This window comes from Micromonospora sp. CA-248089 (genome assembly GCF_050948515.1).
Lineage (GTDB): Bacteria > Actinomycetota > Actinomycetes > Mycobacteriales > Micromonosporaceae > Micromonospora.
In genome coordinates this window covers 4,865,311-4,885,535 of record NZ_CP192016.1, presented here as the reverse complement: position 1 = coordinate 4,885,535, position 20,225 = coordinate 4,865,311, and the positions used below count along the sequence as shown (strand labels likewise).

The following is a 20,225-nucleotide window of genomic DNA, read 5'->3' as shown; positions in this document are numbered from 1 at the left end:
CCCCAGACGCGACGCTGAACACAGGTACCCATCAGTAACTTTGCGCGATCACCGGATGCGCTATCGGCGGGCGCGGCAAGGAACCGGGCGCTGCGGCAGAATGCGCCGTATGCGCAGTGAGGTGATCACCGTCCGGACCGGCTCCCGCCCGACCGTCCGGGACATCACGAGCGAGGCCGAGCGGTTCGTCTCCGGGGTCGGCGACGGGCTGCTGCACGTCTTCGTCCCGCACGCCACCGCCGGGCTGGCGATCATCGAGACCGGTGCCGGGTCCGACGACGACCTGCTGCGGGCGCTCGACGACCTGCTCCCCACCGACGACAGGTGGCGGCACCGGCACGGCTCACCCGGGCACGGCCGCGACCACGTGCTGCCGGCGTTCGTGCCGCCGTACGCGACGCTGCCGGTGCTCGGCGGGCGGCTCCAGCTCGGCACCTGGCAGTCGATCTGCCTGGTCGACACCAACGGCGACAACCCCGACCGCCAGGTCCGCTTCTCGTTCCTGGCCGGCTGACGCGCGGACGACCGGGCGGGGCTTTCCGCCGAACAGCGCTCCATGATCGGCAATCGGTTGCAGGAGGTGCCCGACCGTTCGGCTGATCGAAGATCGACTTCGCCCTAACATGAAGGGGTGGCGCATTCCACCGCTCCCACCGCCGGCGACCGGGCCGGCCTCGCCGGGGAGACCGTGCGCCGGATCCTGCGCATCGCCGCCGCGATGCGGCACCACCAGGACGAGGGGATCGCCGCGCTGGGGCTCACCCCGGCGGCAGCCCGCGCGCTGCACGAGCTGGACCCGGACCGCCCCCTTCCCGCACGCGACCTCGCCGAGCAGCTCGGCTGCGACAGGTCCAACGTCACCGGCCTGGCCGACCGGCTCGAGCAGGCCGGACTGGTGGAACGACGGACCGACCCGGCCGACCGGCGGCAGAAGACGCTGGTGGTCACCGGACGCGGCCGGGAGGTCCGCGACCGGGTCGGGCAGGTCATGTCGGACTCCCGACTCCTCGACGGCCTGAGCACCGCCGAGCTGGCCGCGCTGCGTGAGCTGGTCTTCAAGGTCTCCGACGGCGGCTGCCCGGAGGACTGCGGCGACGTCTGAGCCACGCCGGGCGGAACGTGTCCGACTGGGCGCGGCGGGCCCGAGTCGGTAATGCTGTCCGACGTGACCACCCCGCACGATCTCGACGACCGGCTCCGAGCCGAACTGGCCGCGCTCGGTGCGCCCGACCAGCGGCGCGACCTGGGCGAACCGCTGCCCGACGGCGGGCCGTTGACCGGTGCGCAGGCGCTCGCCCTGTTCGACGCGCAACTCACCAGCCGGCTGCTCGACCTGGCCGGGCTCTGGCTGCACGGGTTCGGTGAGGGGTACCACACGATCGAGTCGGCGGGCCACGAGGGCAACGCCGCGGTGGCCGCCGCGCTGCGGCCGACCGACCCGGCGCTGCTGCACGCCCGCTCCGGTGCGTTCTACTGCCTGCGCGCCGCCCAGGCCGCCGGCGCCTTCCCGCCCGCCCCGTCGTCGCCCTCCGGCACCCTGTCCGACGCCGCGTCGCCCCCCGCCGCCACACCCGACACCGCCCGCACCGGCGCGTCCGGCGCGCCCTCCGACGCCCGGCCCGACGAGGCGAACCCCGCATCCGCCGAGCAGGCCCGCGCCTCCACCGCGCCGCACACTGCCCCGGCCTCCGACACCTCACCCGTCGAGCCGATCCGCGCATTCAGCGCACCGCACACCGCCCCAGCTTTCGACGCCGCACCCGCCGACCCGGCCCACGCCTCCAGCGCGCCGCACACCGCCCCGGCTTCCGACGCCGGACCCGCCGAGCAGGCCCGCGCCTCCACCGCGCCGCACACTGCCCCGGCCTCCGGCGCCTCGTCCGCCGAGCCTGCGTCACGCACCGCCCCGGCCGTCGACGCCTCATCCGACGAGGCTGCCCCGCGCACCGCCCTGGCCCAGCCGGACACCGCTCCCGGCGCGCCGGCCCAGCCCGACGCGGATAGCAACCCGTCAGCCACTCCCACCCTCCGGGACCGGGGGAGATCTTGGAGCGAAAGTGCCCCTATGGGGGCCGTTTCGTACCAAGATCTCGAGCGGGCGGGCGTGCGGGACGATGGCGGGGGCGGCGGGGAGGCGGGCAGGCTTCCGTCGGGAGCGGCGATCGCCGTGGACGCGGACGGGGACGCGACTGTCGTCGTACCCGATCTGCCGCAGCCCGCGCCCGACGACGCGTTCGCGGCGGCGGCGCGCGACGTGCTGCGCGGCATCGTCGCGTCCGCGGAGGAACCGGCCGCCGGCGGCCGGGCGAAGGTCTTCGGTCGCGCCGACCTGGCGGTGGTGCCGACCGCGGCGACCGCCGGTGCGCACCTGCCGCGCGCGGTCGGCCTGGGGCTGGCCCTGGAGCGGCTGCGCCGGGGCGCGCGGTCCGCGGACGGCGACGCCGAGGCGGCCGCCTGGCCCGCCGACGCCGTGGTGCTCTGCTCCTTCGACGACGGCGCTGTCGACCACGCCGCGGTCACCGCCGCGCTCAACACGACCGGCTGGTACGACCACACCGGCCTGCGCCTCCCGGTGCTGTTCGTGTGCGAGGACAGCGGTCGCGCCGCCGAGGGGTGGGTGGCCGCCACGCTGCGGTCCCGGCCCGGCATCCGGTACTTCGCGGCCGACGGCACGGACGTGGTCGCCGGCTACCGCGTCGCGGCGGAGGCGGCGGCCTGGGTACGCCGGCACCGCCGGCCGGCCGTGCTGCACCTGGGCGCGGTCCGGCTGATGGGGCCGGGTGACGGCGACGCGGCCCGCGACCCCCTGCTGGCCACCGCGCGGCTGCTGGTGACCTCCGGGTACGCCAGTGGCGAGGAACTGCTGGCCCGGTACGACGAGCGGGGCTGGCAGCTGCGCCGCGTCGCCGAGGAGGTGCTGGACGAGCCGAAGCTCGCGTCCCCGGTCGAGATCGTGCGGGAACTGGCGCCGCGCCGGCCGGTCCGGGTGTCCCGCGCGGTGGCCGAGGCGGCGGCGCGGGCGGCCGGGCCGGGCGCCGGGGCGCGGGCGGAGGCGTTCGGTGGCAAGCCGCCGGAGCTGACCGGCCCGCTGACGCTGGCACAGAGCATCACCGCCGCGCTCGCCGACGGCATGCTCGACCACCCCGGGACGGTGGTGTTCGGGCACGAGGTGGCCGCCCGGGGCGGGGCGCACGGGGTGACCGACGGGCTGCGGGACCGGTTCGGGGCGGCGCGCGTGTTCGACACGCTGCCGGACGAGACCTCGATCCTCGGACTCGGGCTGGGCGCCGGACTGGCCGGGCTGCTGCCGGTGCCCGAGATCCGCCACCTCACGTCGCTGCACGGCGCCGAGGACCAGCTCCGCGGCGAGGCGGCCACCATGCGCTTCCTCTCCCAGGGCGCGTTCCGCAATCCGATGGTGGTGCGGGTGGCCGGCCTGGCGATCCCGGACGGCCTCGGCGGATACGACCGCAACGACAACTCGCTCGGGGCGCTGCGGGACGTACCGGGGCTGGTGGTGGCCGTGCCGGCCCGGCCGGACGACGCCGCGCCGATGCTGCGGACCTGTCTCGCGGCGGCCCGGGTGGACGGCAGCGTCTGCGTCTTCGTGGAGCCGGTTGCGCTCTACCACGTCCGCGACCTGTACACCGAGGGTGACGAGGAGTGGACCGCCGAGTACGCCGAGCCGGGTGCCTGGGCGGACCGTCACGTGCCGATCGGGCGGGCCCGGGTGTACGGGATCGGCTCCGCCGAGGACCTCACCATCATCACGTTCGGTAACGGCGTGCGGATGTCGCTGCGCGCGGCGGCCACGCTGGCCGAGGAGGGCGTGGGCAGCCGGGTGGTGGACCTGCGCTGGCTGGCTCCGCTGCCGGTGGCCGACATCATCAGGGAGGCGTCGGCGACCGGCCGGGTGCTGGTGGTGGACGAGACGCGGCGGTCCGGCGGGGTGGGCGAGGGCGTGCTGTCCGCGCTCGTCGACACCGGGTACGTGGGCGCCGCACGCCGCGTTGCCGGACTTGACTCGTTTGTACCATTAGGTCCGGCTGCCCGTCAGGTTCTGGTCTCCGCGGAAGCCATCACCCAGGGTGCCCGTACGCTGCTGGCACGGTAAATTCCGTTCCACCCGGTGCGCCACTTGCGCGGCGAGCCGCAACTGTGTGGACTGGGCCCGACGGTGTCACCCGACGCCACGAGCAGGGATAGATGAGGAGGCACGCGACAGTGAGCGCGACCGCTGGCCAGGCCGACGGGGTACGCAGCCTGGCGGACCGGTTCGGTATCGAGCCGGGCATGGTCGTCATGGAGATGGGCTACGACGACGACGTCGACACCGATCTCCGGGACGCCCTGACCGACCGCTGTGGGGAACTCGTCGACGAGGACACCGACGAGGTTGTCGACGCGGTTCTGGTCTGGCACCGCGACGGCGACGGTGACCTGTTCGAGCTCCTCGTCGACGCCCTCGGGCCGCTCGCGGACAACGGCGTGGTGTGGCTCCTGACCCCCAAGGCCGGCCGGGACGGCCACGTCGAGCCGAGCGAGGTCGCGGAGAGCGCGCAGACCGCAGGGCTGCAGCAGACCTCGACCGTCAACGCCGGCCGCGACTGGAGCGGCGCCCGCCTCGTCATGCGGCGCGGGTCGAAGAGCAAGAAGTAGGGCGGCGCCGCACACCCGGCGACCGCGGTCGCCGGGTGTGGCAGGCTGATCATCTCCAGACCCGATCCCCGAGGGAGCACGCATGCCCATCGAGGTTGGCGCCGAGGCGCCCGACTTCCTGCTCAAGGACCAGAACAACCAGGAGGTCCGGCTCTCCGACTTCCGCGGTCGCAAGACCGTGCTGCTGGTCTTCTACCCGCTCGCCTTCACCGGCATCTGCCAGGGCGAGCTGTGCGAGGTGCGGGACAACCTCAACGAGTACGTCAACGACGACGTCCAGGTGCTGACCGTCAGCGTCGACTCCGTGTACGCCCACAAGATCTGGGCCGACCGGGAGGGCTACCAGTTCCCGCTGCTGGCCGACTTCTGGCCGCACGGCGCGGTGGCGCAGGCGTACGGCGTCTTCAACGACGTCGCGGGCATCGCCAACCGGGGCACCTTCGTCATCGACAAGGCCGGCGTGGTCCGGTTCGCCGAGATGAACATGCCCGGCGAGGCGCGCGACCAGCAGGGCTGGCGCAAGGCGCTGGCCGAGGCCGTCGCCGCCTGAGTCCCACACCCCAGGCACGTCGTTGCGCGGGGCCGGAGGCGGACAGGTAAGCTGGCCGCTCCGGCCCGCCGTACGGGCGTTCCGGGCGCGTAGCTCAGTGGGAGAGCACTCGCCTTACAAGCGAGGGGTCGCAGGTTCGAAACCTGCCGCGCCCACCACCTTTCAGAAATCCGTAGCATGCGCCTGTGTCGGATGATCCCGTCTTCACGGCAGTGCTCGACAGCCTGCTCGACTGCCTGGCGTTCTTCGAGCTGTGCGATGACGAAACGCTTCACCCCGACACCGCCGTACGGCAGTTGGAGGACGCGGCGTCCCGCCTCAGCGGCCTGGCGCCCGCCGATCGGGCTCGCCTGGCCGCGGCCATCACCGCCAGAGCGCAGAGCTTCGAGCCGCCGTACCGTCGGTTCGTCGAGGAGGCGCCGGAAGCGTTCGGGCTCCTGGACGAAGACGACTGAGCCGAGCCGTCACGCCTGGGCGTTGCCCGGCCGGCGTTCGGCGTGCTGGTCGGCGTCGGCGTACGCGGTGGCTTCGAGCTGCCGGCGTTCTTCCGGGTCGAGTTGGCTGTAGTAGGTCCAGAAGGTGCCGAACGCGTCGCTGATCGCAGGTCCGTACGTGCTGGTGGTGGCCGCGTTCCTGAGCGTCATGTGGCCGTCGAGGACGGCGCGGGCCATCTCGCGGAGTTCGGGTTGTGGGCTGTCGGCGAGCCGGCCGAGGCTGTCGCGCAGCGCCTTCACGCGTCGGGGGTCGCCGCCGGCGATGTCGGCGATCTCGCTCATCGGGTGGCTCCGGAGGTGACGAGCGGGTGGTCGTACCCGTTGCTGCCGGGTAGCGCGGGGAGCTTGACGGATTCCAGGTCGCCGAGCCGATGGGTCAACGCGGACCGGAACGCGAGGACGGCGGCGTTGGCGTGCTGGTAGAGCTGTGTGGCCTGGCCCCACAGCCGGAGCATGTTGGCGACCTCGACGGCGGCCACGCCGTAGCCGATGACGGCGCCGACACCGGTCGCCGCGGTGACGGTGCCGGCGGCGGCGGAGATGCCGGCGATGATGGCCGCGTCGACGAGGCCCTTGATGATGCCGCCGATCGATTCGCCGATGGACCAGACCGAGTCGGCCATGATCTTGTATTCGTTGCCGATGTCGTTGAGCGGCCCGCGCAGGGCGGCGGTGGCGCCGGAGAGCTGCGTGAAGTAGCTGTGGGCGGCGTCTCCCGCCTGCCCGTTCCAGATCTGGTGCAGCGTCGCGGCGCCGGTCTGGACGTTGAGGGCCAGGTCGTGCAGCGCGTTGCCGGCGTTGCTCAGCACGGGCTGCATGACGGCGAGGGCCTCCCAGTTGCCGAACAGGCGTTCCTGCATCCAGGAGATCGGGTCGAAGCCGAAGACCGCGTCGAAGCCCTTCATGGCCCACGACGTGGGGCTCACGTAGTCCATCCAGCCGAGAGCGTTCGGTGGTGAGTCCGGCTCCGGCGGCGGGGTGAGGCTGCCGGACACGTCGCGCAGGTCGACGAAGGGCGGCGGGGGACAGACGAGGGTCTTGAGTTCTTCCTCCAGCGCCGTCGGAGGCTGGCAGGGGACGGCACCCGGGAGCGTGCGGTCCATGTCGGCTGCTGACCGCAGATCCGTCTTGCGGTAGTAGGCGGCGGCAGCGGTCAACTCCGGCCCGGACGCGTCGAGCAGCGTGGTCAGCCGCTTCATCGTGTCCGCGATGACTGTGGAGGCGTGTCGATGACCGTCGGCGGCGATGGCGATGAGCTCGCCGCCGCTGGCCTCCTTGGTGTGGTTGCCGATGTAGCCGGCGATCGCGCTCGCGTCGCCGCTGGCGCGGTCCACCTGCCGGGCGTAGTTGACCAGCGCCGCGGGTTCGACGTCGAAGCTCACGGTTCGAGCACCGTGGCGAAGAGGACCAGCCCGGCCAGGCCGACCACCACGAGCGCACTCGACACGATCAGCAGCCTGACCGCGACCCGGTGCTGGTGGCGAACCGGGTAGTAGGCGGCCCCGGCCAGCCCGGCGAGCACGAGGACAAGCATCGGGATCAGCCGCCGTCCGTCCGCCGCGCCGACGACCGTGGCGAACACCCCGACGAAGCCGAAGAAGATCGCCACGTTGGCGATCGCGTTCCGCAGATTGGCGTACGCGGTGACCTGCAGGTCGGCGACCGCGCCGCGGACGTCCCGCTCGGCCTGCGCCCGCTCCTCCGGAGACATCGGTTTACGCGGCTTGCGCCGGCTCTTGTTACCCCCCGCAACCATGCGGGCGACGATAGCAATCATCGCCCTGCTCAGGCTGTCCCTCCCGTCCCACCCACCGTGCCCGGACGGTCGAGAGCGGACCGTCAGCGATCTGCCGGAGAGGTCAGGAACTCCAGCCGCCCACGCCGCCGCTTCCGGTGTTGCTGCCGTCCGTGCGATTCCGGTGGTCGTCGAGCCTGCGGCGGGCCTCGGCGGATGCCCGGAGGTCACGTACCTGGCGGCCGTCCACTCGTGTCTGCCGACGACGACGTAACAGGCCGGCGGCAAGCACGGCCGCCGCGACGACGAGTACGAGAATGATCCAGCGCATGTCGACCTCCCGGGTCATGCCTGCCCCCAGTGTGCGCCGCCGGTCAAGGGTTCCAGGGTCGGCATCCGGCCACGACAGCGGTGCTGCGGGCGGAGCCGCTCAGGCGGGATGCTCGCGCAGGAACGACCGTGCCGCCGCCTTCGCGGCCGCTGTCGCCTCCTCCGTCTGGTCGAAGGACGGGCCCCAACCGGTGTAGACCTCGAGGAAGCGGTCGGCGACTGCTCGCAGCTCCGGAGCCTGGGATTCGGCCGCCTGGCAGTAGATCTCGTACGCCAGGTCCTCGGCGTCGCCCTCTCCCGCGACGATGGCCGCCGCTGCCTGGCGCATCAGGTGCAGCCGAGCGCCGCCCTCGTCCGGGACCGGCGAGCCGAGCTCGTCCATCGCCTCCCGGAACAGGTCGACGGCCTCCCGAGCCTGGCCCCTGGACAGGCCGGCGAGTTCACGCAGGCTGGGCGAGTCGATGCCACGGGCCAGCGCGTGAGCGGCCGCCATCGCCAGGTCGTCGCCGACCGGCTCGTCCAAGGCCAGCCGGACGGCGACGTCGCGCAGTTGCTGCATCCCGCAGACATTAGGCGGTGCCGGGAAGTGGCACCGGCCGTCGCACCGCCGTGCGGCGACCGAGGAGGAACTCGATATGACTGAGAGGCATATTTATGCCTCTCAGTCATATCGGTTCGAGGCCTCAGTCCTCCGGCAGGCGTGACTCCGTGTGACCGGACGGTCAGGCGTCGCGGGAAGGGCGCTCGCCGTCGTCTTCCGGGTCGGCGGTGAGGGGCAGCGTGGGCCAGGACGCGAGGTCGTGGAGCATCTGCCGGTCGTGGGTGGCGACGACCACCGCCGCCCGGGTCGTCAGCAGGGCCGCGGTGAGGTCGTCGACCAGCGGTGCCGACAGGTGGTTCGTGGGTTCGTCGAGGATCAGCAGGTCGGGACGTTCGGCCAGCCGCAGCGCCAGGTTCAGCCGCCGTTGCTGTCCGTGCGACATCCGGTCGACCGGGGCACGCCGGGCCTCGGCGTCGAGCAGGCTCGTCGCGCTCAGCGGCAGCGCCGTGCCGCCCCGGAGGCGCCCGGTGGAGCGCAGCCGCCCCACGTGCTGCTCGTACAGGTCGTGCGCGAGCATCCCGGGCGGCCAGTCGGGCACCTCCTGACCGAGGTACGCGACGCGTGCCCCGGACAGGTGGCGGACCTCCCCGGTCGACGGCGTGAGGTCGCCGGCCAGCACGGAGAGCAGCGTCGACTTGCCCGCGCCGTTGGGCCCGGTCACCAGCAGGCGGTCCCCGCCGTCGAGCGTGAGCGTGACCGGGGTACGCAGACGCCCGGCCACCGTGACGTCGTGGCACCGCAGGATCGGCAGTCCGGCCCGGGTGTCCAGCGGCGGCCAGCGCAGCGGCTGCGGCGGCTCCGGCACGGTGACCCGGTGCGCGTCGAGTGCCTCCTGCCGGCGTCGTAGCGCCTGGACCAGGCCGGGCGCGCGGGACTGGCGCTGGTGCTTGCCGTGGCCCTTGGCCGGACGCCAGCCGGTGCTGAGCCGATCCTGCGCCTCCCGTACCCCGTCGGCCAGCCGCTGGTGCTCGGCCTGCTGTGCCTCGTGGTCGCGTACCCAGTTCGCGAAGTCGCGACTGCGTCCGTCCTGCCAGGCGGCGTAGTCCCCGGCGTAGCGGCGCGGGCGCCCGTCCGCGCTGGGGTCGAGGTCGAGGAACTCCGTGGCCACGTCCCGCAGCAGGGCGCGGTCGTGGGTCACCAGCACCACGCCTCCGGGGTGCTCGCGCAGCCGGGCGGTGAGGAAGGCGAGGCCGGTCGCGTCGAGGTGGTTCGTCGGCTCGTCCAGCATCAGCAGGTCGACCCGGGCCCCCAGCAGGCACGCCAGCCGTACCCGGTAGCGCTGGCCGACGGACAGCGTGGCCAGCGGGCGGTCCCGGTCCGGGCAGGCGTCGAGACCGGCCAGCGCCACGTCGACGCGACGCTGCGCGTCCCAGGCGTCCAGCCGGGTGGCGGCGTCGAGCGCGGCGGCGTACGCGTCGTCCGCGCCGGCCCGGCCCTCGGCCAGCGCGTCGGCGGCGTCGTCCAGTGCCCGCAGCGCGCGTGCGGACTCACGGATCGCCCCGTGGACGAGCGTGCCCACTGTCTCGCCGTGGCGCGCCTCCAGGTTCTGCCGGGCGACGCCGATCGTGCCCAGCCGTTCCACGGTGCCCTGGTCGGGCACGAGAATGCCGGCCAGCACGTGCAGCAGGGTGGTCTTGCCGCGGCCGTTCTCGCCGACGACCGCCAGGCGGGAGCCGGCGGAGACGGTCACGCCGACGTCGGACAGGACGACCCGGCCGCCGCGTACGACACGGACGCCGTCGGCCCGGACGTGCGCCCGGTGCCCGGCGGGCAGCAGGCCCTCCGCGGCGAACGGGGATGAAGGAATGTTGTCGAGGTTGTTCACAGTCCGCTCTCGGCTCGTCGTGGAGCCGGGCAGCGCGAGGACACCGCCCGGCGGGAACGCCAGGACGGCGGAGCAGAGCTGGTACGTCAGAAGAAGCCGGTCACCCTGCCGCCGTCAGCGGAGGGACCAGGGCTTCATGACGGCGGCGTGGAACCTCATGCGGCCAACACTACCCGGAGCGGAACCGGGGATCATCGGGATTATCGGCGCAGGCGGGCGTGGGCCTCGGCGTCGAGCAGGTCGTTCACCGCGAGCGCCGAGTTGATCAGGGCGAGGTGGCTGAACGCCTGCGGGTAGTTGCCGATCTGCTCACCGGTGGAGGCGATCTCCTCGGCGTAGAGGCCGAGGTGGTTGCTGAAGGTGAGCATCTTCTCCAGGGTGAGCCGGGCGTCGTCCAGCCGGCCGGAGCGGGCCAGTGCCTCGACGTACCAGAAGGTGCACATGTTGAACGTGCCCTCGTGGCCGGGCAGACCGTCGGGGGAGTGCAGCGGGTCGTACCGGTGGACCAGGCTGTCCGAAACCAGATCGCGCTCGATCGACTCCAGCGTGGACAGCCAGAGCGGGTCGGTGGGCGTGACGAACCCGACCGCCGGCATGTAGAGCAGGGCGGCGTCGAGCACGTTCTCGTCGTACGCCTGCACGAAGCTGCCGCGTTCCCGGTGGAAACCGCGGGCCATGACCTGGTTGTAGATCCGGTTGCGCTGTTCGGTCCAGCAGCTCATGTCCCCGGGGCGGCCGGTCCGGGTGGCCAGGCGGATGGCCCGGTCCAGCGCCACCCAGGACATCACCCGGCCGAACGTGTAGTTGCGGGGGTGGTGGCGGCTCTCCCAGATGCCGGCGTCGCGCTGGTCCCAGTTGTGGCAGAGCCAGTCGATCAGGCGCACGGTGCTCTTCCACACCTGGTGCGACACCCGGATGCCCTGCTCGTCGGCGAGGTGCATGGCGTACAGCGCCTCGCCGTGGATGTCGAGCTGGATCTGGTCGGCCGCGCCGTTGCCGATCCGCACCGGCCGGGAGCCCCGGTACCCCTCCAGGTGGTCGAGCACCTCCTCGTGCAGGTCCGAGGAGCCGTCGACCCGATACATGATCTTCAGCGGGTCCTGGTGGTCGCCGGCTTCGCGGATGCGCTCGTCGAGCCAGTCCATGTACCGGCTGACCTCCTCGGTGAACCCGAGGCCGAGCAGCGCGTGCACCGAGAACGAGGTGTCGCGTACCCAGGTGTAGCGGTAGTCCCAGTTGCGGGAGCCGCCGACCAGCTCGGGCAGCGCGGCGGTCGGCGCGGCGATCATCGCGCCGGTCGGCGCGTACGTCATGAGTTTGAGCGTGATGGCGGAGCGCTCGACCATCTCCCGCCAGCGGCCGGTGTAGCGGGAGCGTTCGACCCAGCGCCGCCAGTAGTCCCGGGTCCACTCGAACATGCCCTGGACCTCTTCCGGCGGGATGATCCGGGGTTCCTCACTGCCGGTCTCCAGGATCACCCCGCCGGTGTCGCCCTCGTTGAGGGTGCCGTACGCGATGAGGTCGCCGTCCTCCATGCGGATCTCGCCGGTCTGGGCCCAGAGCTGCCGCACCGGGTCGATCGGGTTGAAGGTGAGCGTCTCCGACGGGCCGCGGAACAGGTAGCCGTTGCGGTGCCGCTCCAGCTTGTGGCTCTGGCGTGCGTAGTCGAACCGGGGCCGGCACTCCACCCGGAACCGCATGCTGCCGCGCACCATGTTGACCATGCGCACGATGCGGTGCGAGTCGGTGACGCGTTCGCCGGTGACCGGCATGAAGTCGATCACCTCGGCGACGCCGTCCGCGCTGATGAACCGGGTGATCAGGATCGGCGTGCCGGGCAGGTAGAGCTGCTTGGTGACGTACCGGACCTCGTGCGGGGCGATCTGGAAGAAGCCGCCCTTGTCCTTGTCCAGCAGCGCGGCGAAGATGCTCGGCGAGTCGAAGCGCGGCGCGCAGAACCAGTCGATCGTCCCGTCACAGGTCACCAGCGCCGCGGTCTGGAGGTCGCCGATCAGCCCGTGATCCTCGATCGCCGGATAGCCCCTCACGTCGCCCCCCAGGTTCCGACTGCCCTCTCCGACTCAACCTAGGGGAAGAATTGTCAGGTTAGGGACGATTCGTGGTCACCCACCCTCCCGCGCGCCCCGCCGCGCCTCGACCGCTCGGCGGGTCTCCTCCTGCACCAGATCCGCGTTGATCATCGCTGCGGTCCGGGCGCCCGCCGCCGCGGCGGACCCGACCTGCGCCGACAGGTCGGTCACGTTGCCCGCGACCCACACCCCCGGCACATCGGTACGCCCCGACTCGTCGGCCGCCAGGTACTCGCCCATCCCGCTCGGGTGCGGTTGCGGGCGCAGGCCCAGCCCGGCCAGGAACCCGGCGCGCGCCACCATCCGGGGCGCGACGGTCAGCACCTCGCGGCCGACAGTGCGGCCGTCGCGCAGGCGTACCCCGGTCAGCCGGTCCCCGTCCGTCTCGACGGCCGCGACCTCGCCCTCGACCACCGGCACGCCGCGCGCGGCGAGCTGCTCGGCCTGCTCGTCGGTGAGCGGCGGCGCGGTGTGCCGCAGGTAGACCACGTCGTCGCTCCACTGCCGGAACAGCAGCGTCTGGTGCACCGACATCGGGCCGGTGCCGATGACGCCGATCGGCCGCTCGCGCACCTCCCAGCCGTGGCAGTACGGGCAGTGCACCACGTCCCGCCCCCAGCGCTCGCGCAGGCCGGGCACCTCGGGCAGCTCGTCGACCAGACCGGTGGCGACCAGCACGTGCCCGGCGCGGATCCGGCGGCCGTCGGCGAGCGCCACCTCGAACCCGGCGTCGTCGCGGGCCACCGTCTCGACCCGGCCCTCGGTCAGGTGCCCGCCGTAGCGGCGGACCTCGTCCCGGCCGCGCGCCAGCAGCTCGGCCGGCGGCACGCCGTCGTGGCCCAGCAGCGCGTGCACGCCGTCGGCGGGCGCGTTGCGGGGTTCGCCCCCGTCCACCACCAGCACCGACCGGCGGGCCCGGGCCAGCATGAGTGCGCCGTTGAGCCCGGCCGCGCCGCCGCCGATCACCAGTACCTCGTAGTTCTCGGTCATCGTGACCACCTCCGCGACCAGACTGCGTCCGGGGTCGGCAGAACCGCAAACTCTGTTGCTGATGTGGCAAACTGGCAGGCATGGACGACGACCTCGACCAGGCCCTCGACGCGGTCGGCCCTCGCCTGCGCGCGCTGCGCCGCGAACGGGAGACCACCCTCACCGACCTCTCCGCCGCCACCGGCATCTCGGTGAGCACGCTGTCCCGGCTGGAGTCCGGCGGTCGTAAGCCGACGCTGGAACTGCTGCTCCCGCTGGCCCGCGCGCACGGCGTCACGCTCGACGAACTGGTCGGCGCCCCGCCCACCGGCGACCCGCGCGTCCACCTGCGGCCGGTCGCCGCGCACGGGATGACCATGCTGCCGCTCACCCGCCGGGCCGGCGGCATCCAGGCGTACAAGCTGATCATCCCGGCCGGCGGGCGGTCCGAGCCCGAGCCGAAGACCCACGAGGGGTACGAGTGGGTCTACGTGCTCAACGGGCGGCTGCGGCTCGTGCTCGGCGAGCACGACCTGGTGCTCGAACCCGGTGAGGCGGCCGAGTTCGACACCCGCGTACCGCACTGGTTCGGCCGCGCCGACAGCGAGGGGGTGGAGTTCCTCAGCCTCTTCGGCAGCCAGGGCGAACGTGCCCACCTGCGCGCCCGCCCTCGCACGTCCCGCTGAGGGGCGTCCGCGAACGCGCCCGCGGCGGCGCCGGCGGCGCGACGATCGGCAGGTGACCTATGCGGACGTCGGCGGGCTGCGGATCTGGTACGAGGAGCACGGCGCCGGCCGGCCGCTGGTCCTGCTGCACGGCGGCTACGGGTCGACGGAGACGTTCGCGCCGGTCCGGCCGGCGCTGGCCGCCCGCCGCCGGCTGATCGCCGTCGACCTGCGCGGCCACGGCCGCACCGGCGGCCTGGACCGGCCGCTGCGGTACGAGTCGATGGCCGACGACGTGGCCGGGCTGCTGCGTCACCTCGGTCTGCCGCACGCCGACGTGCTCGGCTACTCGCTCGGCGGCGCGGTGGCCCTGCGTACCGCGATCCAGCACCCCGCCCTGGTCCGCCGCCTGGTGCTCGTCTCCACGCCGGTGCGGCGGCGCGGCTGGTACCCGGAGACGCTGGCCGCGATGTCCGCCCACGACGAGCGCGCCGCCGAGCGCATGCGCGGCACCCCGCCGTACGAGCGATACGCGCGGGTGGCGCCCCGCCCGCAGGACTGGCCCCTGCTCTGGGCCCGCAGCGGGGAACTGCTGCGCCGGGAGTACGACTGGTCCGCCGAGGTTGCCGCGCTGCCGATGCCGGTGCTGCTGGTCTTCGCCGACGCGGACGAGATCCCGGTGAGCCACGCGGCGGAGTTCTTCGGCCTGCTCGGCGGCGGCCACCGGGACGCGGGCGACGACGGGGCCGGCCGTCCCGCGTCCCGGCTCGCCGTGCTGCCCGGGCTCACCCACTACGACGTGGTGGCCTCGCCCGCGCTGCCGGCGGCGGTGCTGCCGTTCCTCACCCACCCGGCGCGCGCACCCGGCTGACTCACCCCACGAGCGCCGGGGTGTCGGCGCGCGCCGTCGTGGGCGGGCGCAGCAGCGCGTACGCGAGCACGACGGCAACCACCACGAGCCCCGCACCGACCGCGAACGCCGCGTGGAATCCGCTGGTCAGCGCGGCGGCCCGGTCGTCGCCGAGCGCTACCCGGTCCGCCGTCCGGGCGGCGGCCAACGTGGACAGCACCGCGACGCCGAACGCCATGCCGAATTGCTGGGTGGTGTTGAACAGCCCGGAGGCGAGACCGGCGTCCTCGGCGCGGGCGGCGGACATGCCGAGCGCGGTGAGCGCCGGCAGCACCAGGCCGAACCCGCCGGCGAGCAGCATCACCGGGAGCACGTCGCGCAGGTAGTGGCCGTCCACCGGCACCCGGGCCAGCAGCGCGAACATGGCGGCGAGCAGCACGAGCCCGGCGATCAGTACGACCCGCTCGCCGAAGCGGGCGTTGAGCCGGGCCGAGACGCCGAGCGACACCGCGCCGATGACGGCTGCCGCCGGGAGCAGCGCCAGCCCGGTGCGCGTGGCGTCGTAGCCGAGCACCTGCTGGAGGTAGAGCGTGACGAGGACCTGGAACGCGAACGTCGCGGCCACGGTGAGGATCTGGACCACGTTCGCCACGGCGACGCCGCGCGAGCGCAGCAGCCGCAGCGGCATGAGCGGGCGGCGCGCGGTGGCCTGCCGGACCACGAACCCGGCGACCAGCGCGGCGGCGAGCGCGCCGAGACCGAGCGTGTGCGCCGACGTCGCGCCGTACCGCTCGATCGTGACCACCGTGTAGATGCCGAGCACGAGCCCGGCGGTGACCAGCAGCGCGCCCGCCACGTCGGCCCCGGCGGCCAGGCCCAGGCCCCGGTCGGCGGGCAGCGTGCGGACCGCGAGCGCGATCGTGGCCAGGCCGATCGGCAGGTTGATCAGGAAGATCCAGTGCCAGCCCAGCGCGTCGGTGAGCAGGCCGCCGGCGACCTGGCCGATGGCCGCCCCGGCGGCGCCGGTGAACGCGAACACGGCGAACGCCCGCGCCCGCTCGGCCGCGTCGGGAAAGAGCGTGACCAGGATGCCGAGGCTCACCGCGGTGGCCGCCGCGCTGCCGACGCCCTGGAGGAAGCGGGCCGCGACGAGCGTGGCGCTGTTCCCGGCGAGCCCGGCCAGCACCGACGCGGCGGTGAACAGCGCGGTGCCGCCGAGGAACATCGCCCGGCGCCCGATCAGGTCGCCGAGCCGTCCGGCGAGCAGGAGCAGGCTGCCGAACGCGATCAGGTACGCGTTGACCACCCAGCTCAGGCCGGTCGGGGAGAAGCGCAGGTCGCGCTGGATGGCCGGCATCGCCACGGTGACGATGCTGCCGTCGAGGATGGTCATCAGGGCGCCGGTGGCGAGCACGCCGAGGGCGAGCCGCCGCGAGCGGGGAGCGGACATGGAGTCCTCCTGTCGAGAGGTGCGACAGGAGAGACCGTAACGGATAGTTCCGTTGCAGACAATCTGTTCTGAGACTATTGGCGTGCTCGGCGTGCCGGCTTCGGACTCTGCACCGGCGTGGCCAGGTGTCCGCCGGCCAGGCGCCGCAGCGCGCGCAGGAAGACCTCCCGCTCGTCGTCCGGCAGGCTCGCGAGCGTCTCGGCGTGCACCCGGTCGACGATCTCCTGGCTGCGCGCGGCGACCCGGGTGCCCTCCTCGGTCACCGCGATGATCCGCGCCCGCCGGTCCGTACGGGCCGGACGCCGCTCGGCCAGCCCGGCCCGCTCCAGCGCGTCCACCGTGACGACCATCGTCGTCTTGTCCATGTCGCCCATCTCGGCGAGCTGGATCTGCGTACGCTCCTCGGGCAGCGCGTGCGCGAGCACGCAGTGCATCCGTGCGGTCAGCCCGATCTCGGCGAGCGCCGCCGCCACCCGGGTACGCAACACGTGGCTGGTGTGGTCGAGGAGGTACGACAGGTCCGGGGTGCTCATTCGCCCAGCGTACCGATGATTCCGTGGCGGATGATCCGGCTCGGACCCGGACTGGACCCGGATACGATCTTGTGAGATGTCGTCGGTGAGAGAGGTTGGGTGCGGTGAGCGACGAGCACGGCAGGCAAGTGGTGGTGGGTTACGACGGATCTCCGGCCGCTAGCGCCGCCATCGAGGTGGGCGCGCTGCTGTTCCCCGGCGCGCACGCGTGGATCGGGCATCTGTGGACGCCTCCCTTCGCCAGCGAGGAACTCCGCAAGCGGCTCTGGACCGGCACCCGCAACATCAACGTGTTCGTCGAGGCGATCGAGCGCGAGGGCAGCCGGGAGGCCGACCGGATGACGGCCGTCGGCGTGATGCTGGGCCGCGCCGCCGGCTGGGACGCCGAGCCGCTCGTGTGCCGCAGCTACGGCGGCGAAGGACTCCGGCTCGCCGAGCTGGCCGACGAGAAGCAGGCCGACGTGCTGCTGCTCGGGTCGCGGGGCCTCGGCGGCGCCCGCGCCGTGCTCGGCTCCGTCTCCGACATGGCCGTGCACTACAGCCCGCGTCCCGTACTGGTCGTGCCGCACCCGCTGCTGACCGACGAGTACGACGCGCTCGCCGCCGGGCCGGTCGTGGTCGGCTGGGACGCCTCCGCCGGATCCGAGGCCGCGCTCGCCGCCGCCCGTCGCCTCTTCCCGGAGCGCGAGATCGTCCTGGCCGCCGTCGACGGCGACGAGGGGGACGCGCCGGAGACGGTCGACGGGGTGACGACGGTGCGCGTACGCGCCGGCGGCGGCGCGCCCGGTCGCGCGGTCGCCGACGCGCTCTCCGCCGTGGCAACCGAGCGCAAGGCGAGCCTGGTCGTGGTCGGCTCGCGCGGCCGTACCGCAGTCCGCAAGATCCTGCTCGGCAGCGTCGCCATGGCCACGCTGCACCGCGCCCACCGGCCGGTCATGGTGGTGCCGCAGAGCCCGGTCCGCGAAACCGAGTAGCGGTCACCGGAACAGCACGGGTGTCTCCCCGGGCCGGGAGACACCCGTGGCGTTCCACTCGTGCGTCGGCAGTCCGGTGGGCGCCTCAGCGCTGGCTGCTGTCGATGTGTGCCAACTATCCTCGGTATCGGAGAGCCAGTCGCCATCCGACGGAGTGGTCGATGCTGAAAGGTCTGGCAGCGGACCGGCACGCGCAGGGGGACAGCCGCCGGCTCAACCTCGGCGCGCTGCTGCGGCGCGTCCACCTGACCGGCCCGGTCACGCGCGTCGAGCTGGCCGAGTGGATGGGCGTCAACCGCAGCACCGTCATGGCGCTCACCGCGGAACTGGCGGCGGCCGGCCTGGTCCGGGAGGTGGCGGCCGGTGGCAGCGGGCGGGCCGGGCGTCCGTCGCGTGTGGTGCGTCCCTCCTCCGACACCGTCTACGTCCTCGCGTTCGACATCGCCGTGGACCGGCTCGTGGCCGCCCGTGTCGGGCTCGGCGGGGTGATCTCGGCGCGGCTGGAGGCGGAACGGCCGCGGGCCGGTGCCGACCTCGACTCGGTGGTCTCGGTGCTCGCCGACTTCGGGCGGGCGCTGCACCACGCCGCGCCACCCGGGTCGGTGTGCGTGGGCGTCGGCGCCTCCTACTGCGGCATGATCCGGCCGGGGGACGGGATGGTCCGGTTCGGACCGGACATGGGGTGGGTGGACCAGGCGTTCGGCGCCGAGCTGGCCGGGCGGCTGGACCTGGGCCTCCCTGTCCTGGTCGGCAACGAGGCGCACCTGGGCGCGCTGGCCGAGCATCAGCGCGGGGCCGGTGTCGGCGTGCAGAACCTCGTCTACCTGCACGGTGACGTGGGTGTCGGCGGCGGGATCATCGTGGGCGGGGAACTGCTCGACGGCGACGGCGGGTACGCCTCCGAGGTCGGGCACATGCTCGTGAACCCGTACCAGGGGCGGGCCTGCGGCTGCGGCTCGCGCGGGTGTCTGGAGGCCGAGGTCGGGGAGCGGGCGCTGCTCGACGTCGCGGGCCGCCCGGCGCAGGAGAAGGGGCGTGAGGCGGTACGCGCGGTGGTCGCCGCCGCTGCTCAGGGGGAACCGGCAGCGCAGGAGGCGCTGCGGCACATCGGTGACTGGCTGGGCATCGGCGTGGCGAACGTGATCAACCTGTTCAACCCGGGCGTGGTGATCTTCGGGGGCACGCTCAGCGAGGTCTTCCCGGTCTGCGCCGGTCACGTCCGTAGCCGGATCGCCGCCAACGTGCTGCCCATCTCCCGCGACAAGGCCCGCCTGCGGGTGTCCGCGCTCGGCTACGACGCGACCCTGATCGGCGCCGCCGAGCTGGGCTTCTCCCCGTTGTTCGCCGACCCCCTCGGAGTCCCCACTGCCGGGTGAGCCCGCGCGCCGCGCACCGCCGCGCGTTCAGCCTCCCTTGAGCGCGTTGATCTTGCGCTTCCGGCCCTGACAAAGCGCGCCAAAGGTGCATCCCAGGGGCCGAAACCGCAAGATCGCCGGGGCGGGGCGGGGCGGGGCGGGGCGGGGCGGGGCCGGGCCGGGCGGGGCGTTCAGGGCTTCAGGCGGTGGGTCAGCCACGGGAGCAGGGACTCGCCCTGGAGGCGCTGGAACGCGCGCACGGTCGGGATGCCGGGTGGTGGGGGCTGGCGGGCGCCGTCGAGGAAGAACCCGGTGAGTCCGGCCAGCACTCCCGTCAGGTCGGCCGGGTCGACATCGGCGGTCAGTGGCCGGGCGGCCAGCAGCGCGTCGGGGTCGTGTCCGCCGTACACCTGCACGTTGACGACGGTGAGCAGGGTGTCCAACCAGGCCGGTCCCCGGCAGGCCCAGGGCCAGTCGACAACGGTGACCGACCCGTCCGGGCCGAGCAGCAGGTTGTCGGCGCGGACGTCGACGTGGCAGAGCGTGTCGCCGTCGAGCGCGGCCAGCCCTCGCTCGGCGGCGGCGCACAGCTCGGGCAGGTGAGACCGGGCCCACGGGTCGAGGTCGGCCGGCGGGTCGGCGGCGAGGCGCCGCCAGCCGCCGAAGTCGTGTGCGAGCCGTTCGGCGGCGGTGGGGGTGGGCGCGGCGGCGGGCGCCGGGGTGAGCGCGGCGGCCATCGTCTCCAGCGTGGACAGCACGGCGGCCAGCTCGTCGGCCCGCCACGGGGTGACCGGGTGCCGGCCCTCGACGTCGGCGAAGACCAGCGCGATCCACTCGCCGTCGTCGTAGCTGCCGAGCAGCCGGGGCGCGGGCGCGTCCGGCGGCAGGGCGTCGGCGATCCGGGCCTCGGCGCGGTGCAGGGTGGGGCTGCGGTCGTTCTGCGCCGGGCTGACCGCCTTGACGAAGGCCCGGCCACCGCCTGCGGTACGGACGCGGTCGGCGGTGCCGGGGGAGAAGCCGCCCGGCTGGGACTGCGCCGCCACCACCCGGTCGCCGAGGACTGCTTCGACGCCGTCGCGGACGTGCGGGGGCAGCTCGTGCCAGTGCAGCCGGGTCTTCGTCACCGCTCCACGGTGCGTGCCGCC

General features: G+C 73.5%; 21 protein-coding genes and 1 tRNA gene. 11 read left to right on the top strand and 11 right to left on the bottom strand.

The features are described from left to right. Positions 1-109 precede the first annotated feature (109 nt). The 7 genes from ACQP26_RS22815 to ACQP26_RS22785 all read left to right on the top strand — a co-directional run bounded on the left by ACQP26_RS22815 (position 110) and on the right by ACQP26_RS22785 (position 5,664). Positions 110-514 (top strand): secondary thiamine-phosphate synthase enzyme YjbQ, encoded by a 405-nt coding sequence (locus ACQP26_RS22815; RefSeq protein ID WP_433493953.1) that lies wholly within the window; start codon positions 110-112, stop codon positions 512-514. Positions 515-631: 117 nt separating this feature from the next. Next, positions 632-1,102, top strand: a complete 471-nt coding sequence (locus tag ACQP26_RS22810) for a MarR family winged helix-turn-helix transcriptional regulator (protein ID WP_433493952.1) — start codon at positions 632-634, stop codon at positions 1,100-1,102. A 63-nt stretch (positions 1,103-1,165) separates the two neighbouring features. Further along, positions 1,166-4,114, top strand: a complete 2,949-nt coding sequence (locus ACQP26_RS22805; protein ID WP_433493951.1) for a transketolase C-terminal domain-containing protein — start codon at positions 1,166-1,168, stop codon at positions 4,112-4,114. Between the two features lie 110 nt (positions 4,115-4,224). Continuing rightward, complete coding sequence (locus ACQP26_RS22800; protein ID WP_269704715.1) at positions 4,225-4,659, top strand: DUF3052 domain-containing protein; 435 nt, start codon at positions 4,225-4,227, stop codon at positions 4,657-4,659. 82 nt (positions 4,660-4,741) lie between these two features. Beyond that, complete coding sequence (locus tag ACQP26_RS22795; protein WP_128138072.1) at positions 4,742-5,209, top strand: peroxiredoxin; 468 nt, start codon at positions 4,742-4,744, stop codon at positions 5,207-5,209. 83 nt (positions 5,210-5,292) lie between these two features. Next, positions 5,293-5,367, top strand: a tRNA-Val gene (locus ACQP26_RS22790). Between the two features lie 27 nt (positions 5,368-5,394). After that, the gene (locus tag ACQP26_RS22785) at positions 5,395-5,664 is read left to right on the top strand and encodes a hypothetical protein (protein WP_433493950.1); all 270 of its coding nucleotides are present in this window, start codon (positions 5,395-5,397) and stop codon (positions 5,662-5,664) included. A 9-nt stretch (positions 5,665-5,673) separates the two neighbouring features. Here ACQP26_RS22785 and ACQP26_RS22780 read toward each other — a convergent pair whose 3' ends face one another. The 8 genes from ACQP26_RS22780 to ACQP26_RS22745 all read right to left on the bottom strand — a co-directional run bounded on the left by ACQP26_RS22780 (position 5,674) and on the right by ACQP26_RS22745 (position 13,274). Further along, a complete protein-coding gene (locus tag ACQP26_RS22780; protein WP_433493949.1) occupies positions 5,674-5,985 on the bottom strand; it encodes a hypothetical protein in 312 nt (103 codons plus the stop codon). Continuing rightward, complete coding sequence (locus ACQP26_RS22775; protein ID WP_433493948.1) at positions 5,982-7,085, bottom strand: hypothetical protein; 1,104 nt, start codon at positions 7,083-7,085, stop codon at positions 5,982-5,984. Before ACQP26_RS22775 ends, ACQP26_RS22780 begins: the two co-directional genes overlap by 4 nt. After that, positions 7,082-7,459 (bottom strand): hypothetical protein, encoded by a 378-nt coding sequence (locus ACQP26_RS22770; RefSeq protein WP_433493947.1) that lies wholly within the window; start codon positions 7,457-7,459, stop codon positions 7,082-7,084. The genes ACQP26_RS22775 and ACQP26_RS22770 overlap by 4 nt, the downstream gene beginning before the upstream one ends. A 103-nt stretch (positions 7,460-7,562) precedes the next feature. After that, positions 7,563-7,787, bottom strand: a complete 225-nt coding sequence (locus tag ACQP26_RS22765) for a hypothetical protein (protein WP_269704720.1) — start codon at positions 7,785-7,787, stop codon at positions 7,563-7,565. 81 nt (positions 7,788-7,868) lie between these two features. Then, positions 7,869-8,327 (bottom strand): hypothetical protein, encoded by a 459-nt coding sequence (locus ACQP26_RS22760; protein ID WP_433493946.1) that lies wholly within the window; start codon positions 8,325-8,327, stop codon positions 7,869-7,871. A 163-nt stretch (positions 8,328-8,490) separates the two neighbouring features. Next, positions 8,491-10,194, bottom strand: a complete 1,704-nt coding sequence (locus ACQP26_RS22755) for an ATP-binding cassette domain-containing protein (RefSeq protein WP_433493945.1) — start codon at positions 10,192-10,194, stop codon at positions 8,491-8,493. A 200-nt stretch (positions 10,195-10,394) separates the two neighbouring features. Further along, a complete protein-coding gene (locus tag ACQP26_RS22750; RefSeq protein WP_269704724.1) occupies positions 10,395-12,242 on the bottom strand; it encodes a glycoside hydrolase family 15 protein in 1,848 nt (615 codons plus the stop codon). 75 nt (positions 12,243-12,317) lie between these two features. Next, on the bottom strand, positions 12,318-13,274 hold the full coding sequence (locus ACQP26_RS22745; protein ID WP_433493944.1) for an NAD(P)/FAD-dependent oxidoreductase: 957 nt from the start codon (positions 13,272-13,274) through the stop codon (positions 12,318-12,320). Positions 13,275-13,354: 80 nt separating this feature from the next. Between ACQP26_RS22745 and ACQP26_RS22740 the strand changes: the two genes are divergently transcribed. Both ACQP26_RS22740 and ACQP26_RS22735 read left to right on the top strand, forming a co-directional pair. Further along, positions 13,355-13,939 (top strand): helix-turn-helix domain-containing protein, encoded by a 585-nt coding sequence (locus tag ACQP26_RS22740; RefSeq protein ID WP_269704726.1) that lies wholly within the window; start codon positions 13,355-13,357, stop codon positions 13,937-13,939. Positions 13,940-13,991: 52 nt separating this feature from the next. Further along, positions 13,992-14,789, top strand: coding sequence for an alpha/beta fold hydrolase (locus ACQP26_RS22735; RefSeq protein WP_433493943.1), 798 nt, complete (start codon positions 13,992-13,994; stop codon positions 14,787-14,789). 1 nt (position 14,790) lies between these two features. Here the strand turns inward: ACQP26_RS22735 and ACQP26_RS22730 are convergent, their stop codons facing one another. Both ACQP26_RS22730 and ACQP26_RS22725 read right to left on the bottom strand, forming a co-directional pair. Then, positions 14,791-16,218, bottom strand: coding sequence for an MFS transporter (locus ACQP26_RS22730; protein ID WP_433493942.1), 1,428 nt, complete (start codon positions 16,216-16,218; stop codon positions 14,791-14,793). Positions 16,219-16,292: 74 nt separating this feature from the next. Continuing rightward, positions 16,293-16,751 carry a MarR family winged helix-turn-helix transcriptional regulator gene (locus ACQP26_RS22725; RefSeq protein WP_433493941.1) on the bottom strand — a complete coding sequence of 153 codons (459 nt, stop codon included), beginning with the start codon at positions 16,749-16,751 and terminating at the stop codon, positions 16,293-16,295. Between the two features lie 104 nt (positions 16,752-16,855). Between ACQP26_RS22725 and ACQP26_RS22720 the strand changes: the two genes are divergently transcribed. Next, entirely contained in the window at positions 16,856-17,725 is an 870-nt protein-coding gene (locus ACQP26_RS22720; RefSeq protein ID WP_433493940.1) for a universal stress protein, read from the top strand. 161 nt (positions 17,726-17,886) lie between these two features. Continuing rightward, complete coding sequence (locus ACQP26_RS22715) at positions 17,887-19,101, top strand: ROK family transcriptional regulator (protein WP_433493939.1); 1,215 nt, start codon at positions 17,887-17,889, stop codon at positions 19,099-19,101. A gap of 170 nt (positions 19,102-19,271) precedes the next feature. Here ACQP26_RS22715 and ACQP26_RS22710 read toward each other — a convergent pair whose 3' ends face one another. Next, the gene (locus tag ACQP26_RS22710; protein ID WP_433493938.1) at positions 19,272-20,204 is read right to left on the bottom strand and encodes a phosphotransferase; all 933 of its coding nucleotides are present in this window, start codon (positions 20,202-20,204) and stop codon (positions 19,272-19,274) included. Positions 20,205-20,225 lie beyond the last annotated feature (21 nt).

What these genes read in the sequence shown, in the direction of transcription:
- ACQP26_RS22815 (WP_433493953.1), top strand. Translation starts at nt 110, where the DNA reads ATGCGCAGTGAGGTGATCACCGTCCGGACCGGCTCCCGCCCGACCGTC.
- ACQP26_RS22795 (WP_128138072.1), top strand. Translation starts at nt 4,742, where the DNA reads ATGCCCATCGAGGTTGGCGCCGAGGCGCCCGACTTCCTGCTCAAGGAC.
- ACQP26_RS22780 (WP_433493949.1), bottom strand. Translation starts at nt 5,985, where the DNA reads ATGAGCGAGATCGCCGACATCGCCGGCGGCGACCCCCGACGCGTGAAG.
- ACQP26_RS22770 (WP_433493947.1), bottom strand. Translation starts at nt 7,459, where the DNA reads ATGGTTGCGGGGGGTAACAAGAGCCGGCGCAAGCCGCGTAAACCGATG.
- ACQP26_RS22765 (WP_269704720.1), bottom strand. Translation starts at nt 7,787, where the DNA reads ATGACCCGGGAGGTCGACATGCGCTGGATCATTCTCGTACTCGTCGTC.
- ACQP26_RS22760 (WP_433493946.1), bottom strand. Translation starts at nt 8,327, where the DNA reads ATGCAGCAACTGCGCGACGTCGCCGTCCGGCTGGCCTTGGACGAGCCG.
- ACQP26_RS22745 (WP_433493944.1), bottom strand. Translation starts at nt 13,274, where the DNA reads ATGACCGAGAACTACGAGGTACTGGTGATCGGCGGCGGCGCGGCCGGG.
- ACQP26_RS22740 (WP_269704726.1), top strand. Translation starts at nt 13,355, where the DNA reads ATGGACGACGACCTCGACCAGGCCCTCGACGCGGTCGGCCCTCGCCTG.
- ACQP26_RS22730 (WP_433493942.1), bottom strand. Translation starts at nt 16,218, where the DNA reads ATGTCCGCTCCCCGCTCGCGGCGGCTCGCCCTCGGCGTGCTCGCCACC.
- ACQP26_RS22725 (WP_433493941.1), bottom strand. Translation starts at nt 16,751, where the DNA reads ATGAGCACCCCGGACCTGTCGTACCTCCTCGACCACACCAGCCACGTG.
- ACQP26_RS22715 (WP_433493939.1), top strand. Translation starts at nt 17,887, where the DNA reads ATGCTGAAAGGTCTGGCAGCGGACCGGCACGCGCAGGGGGACAGCCGC.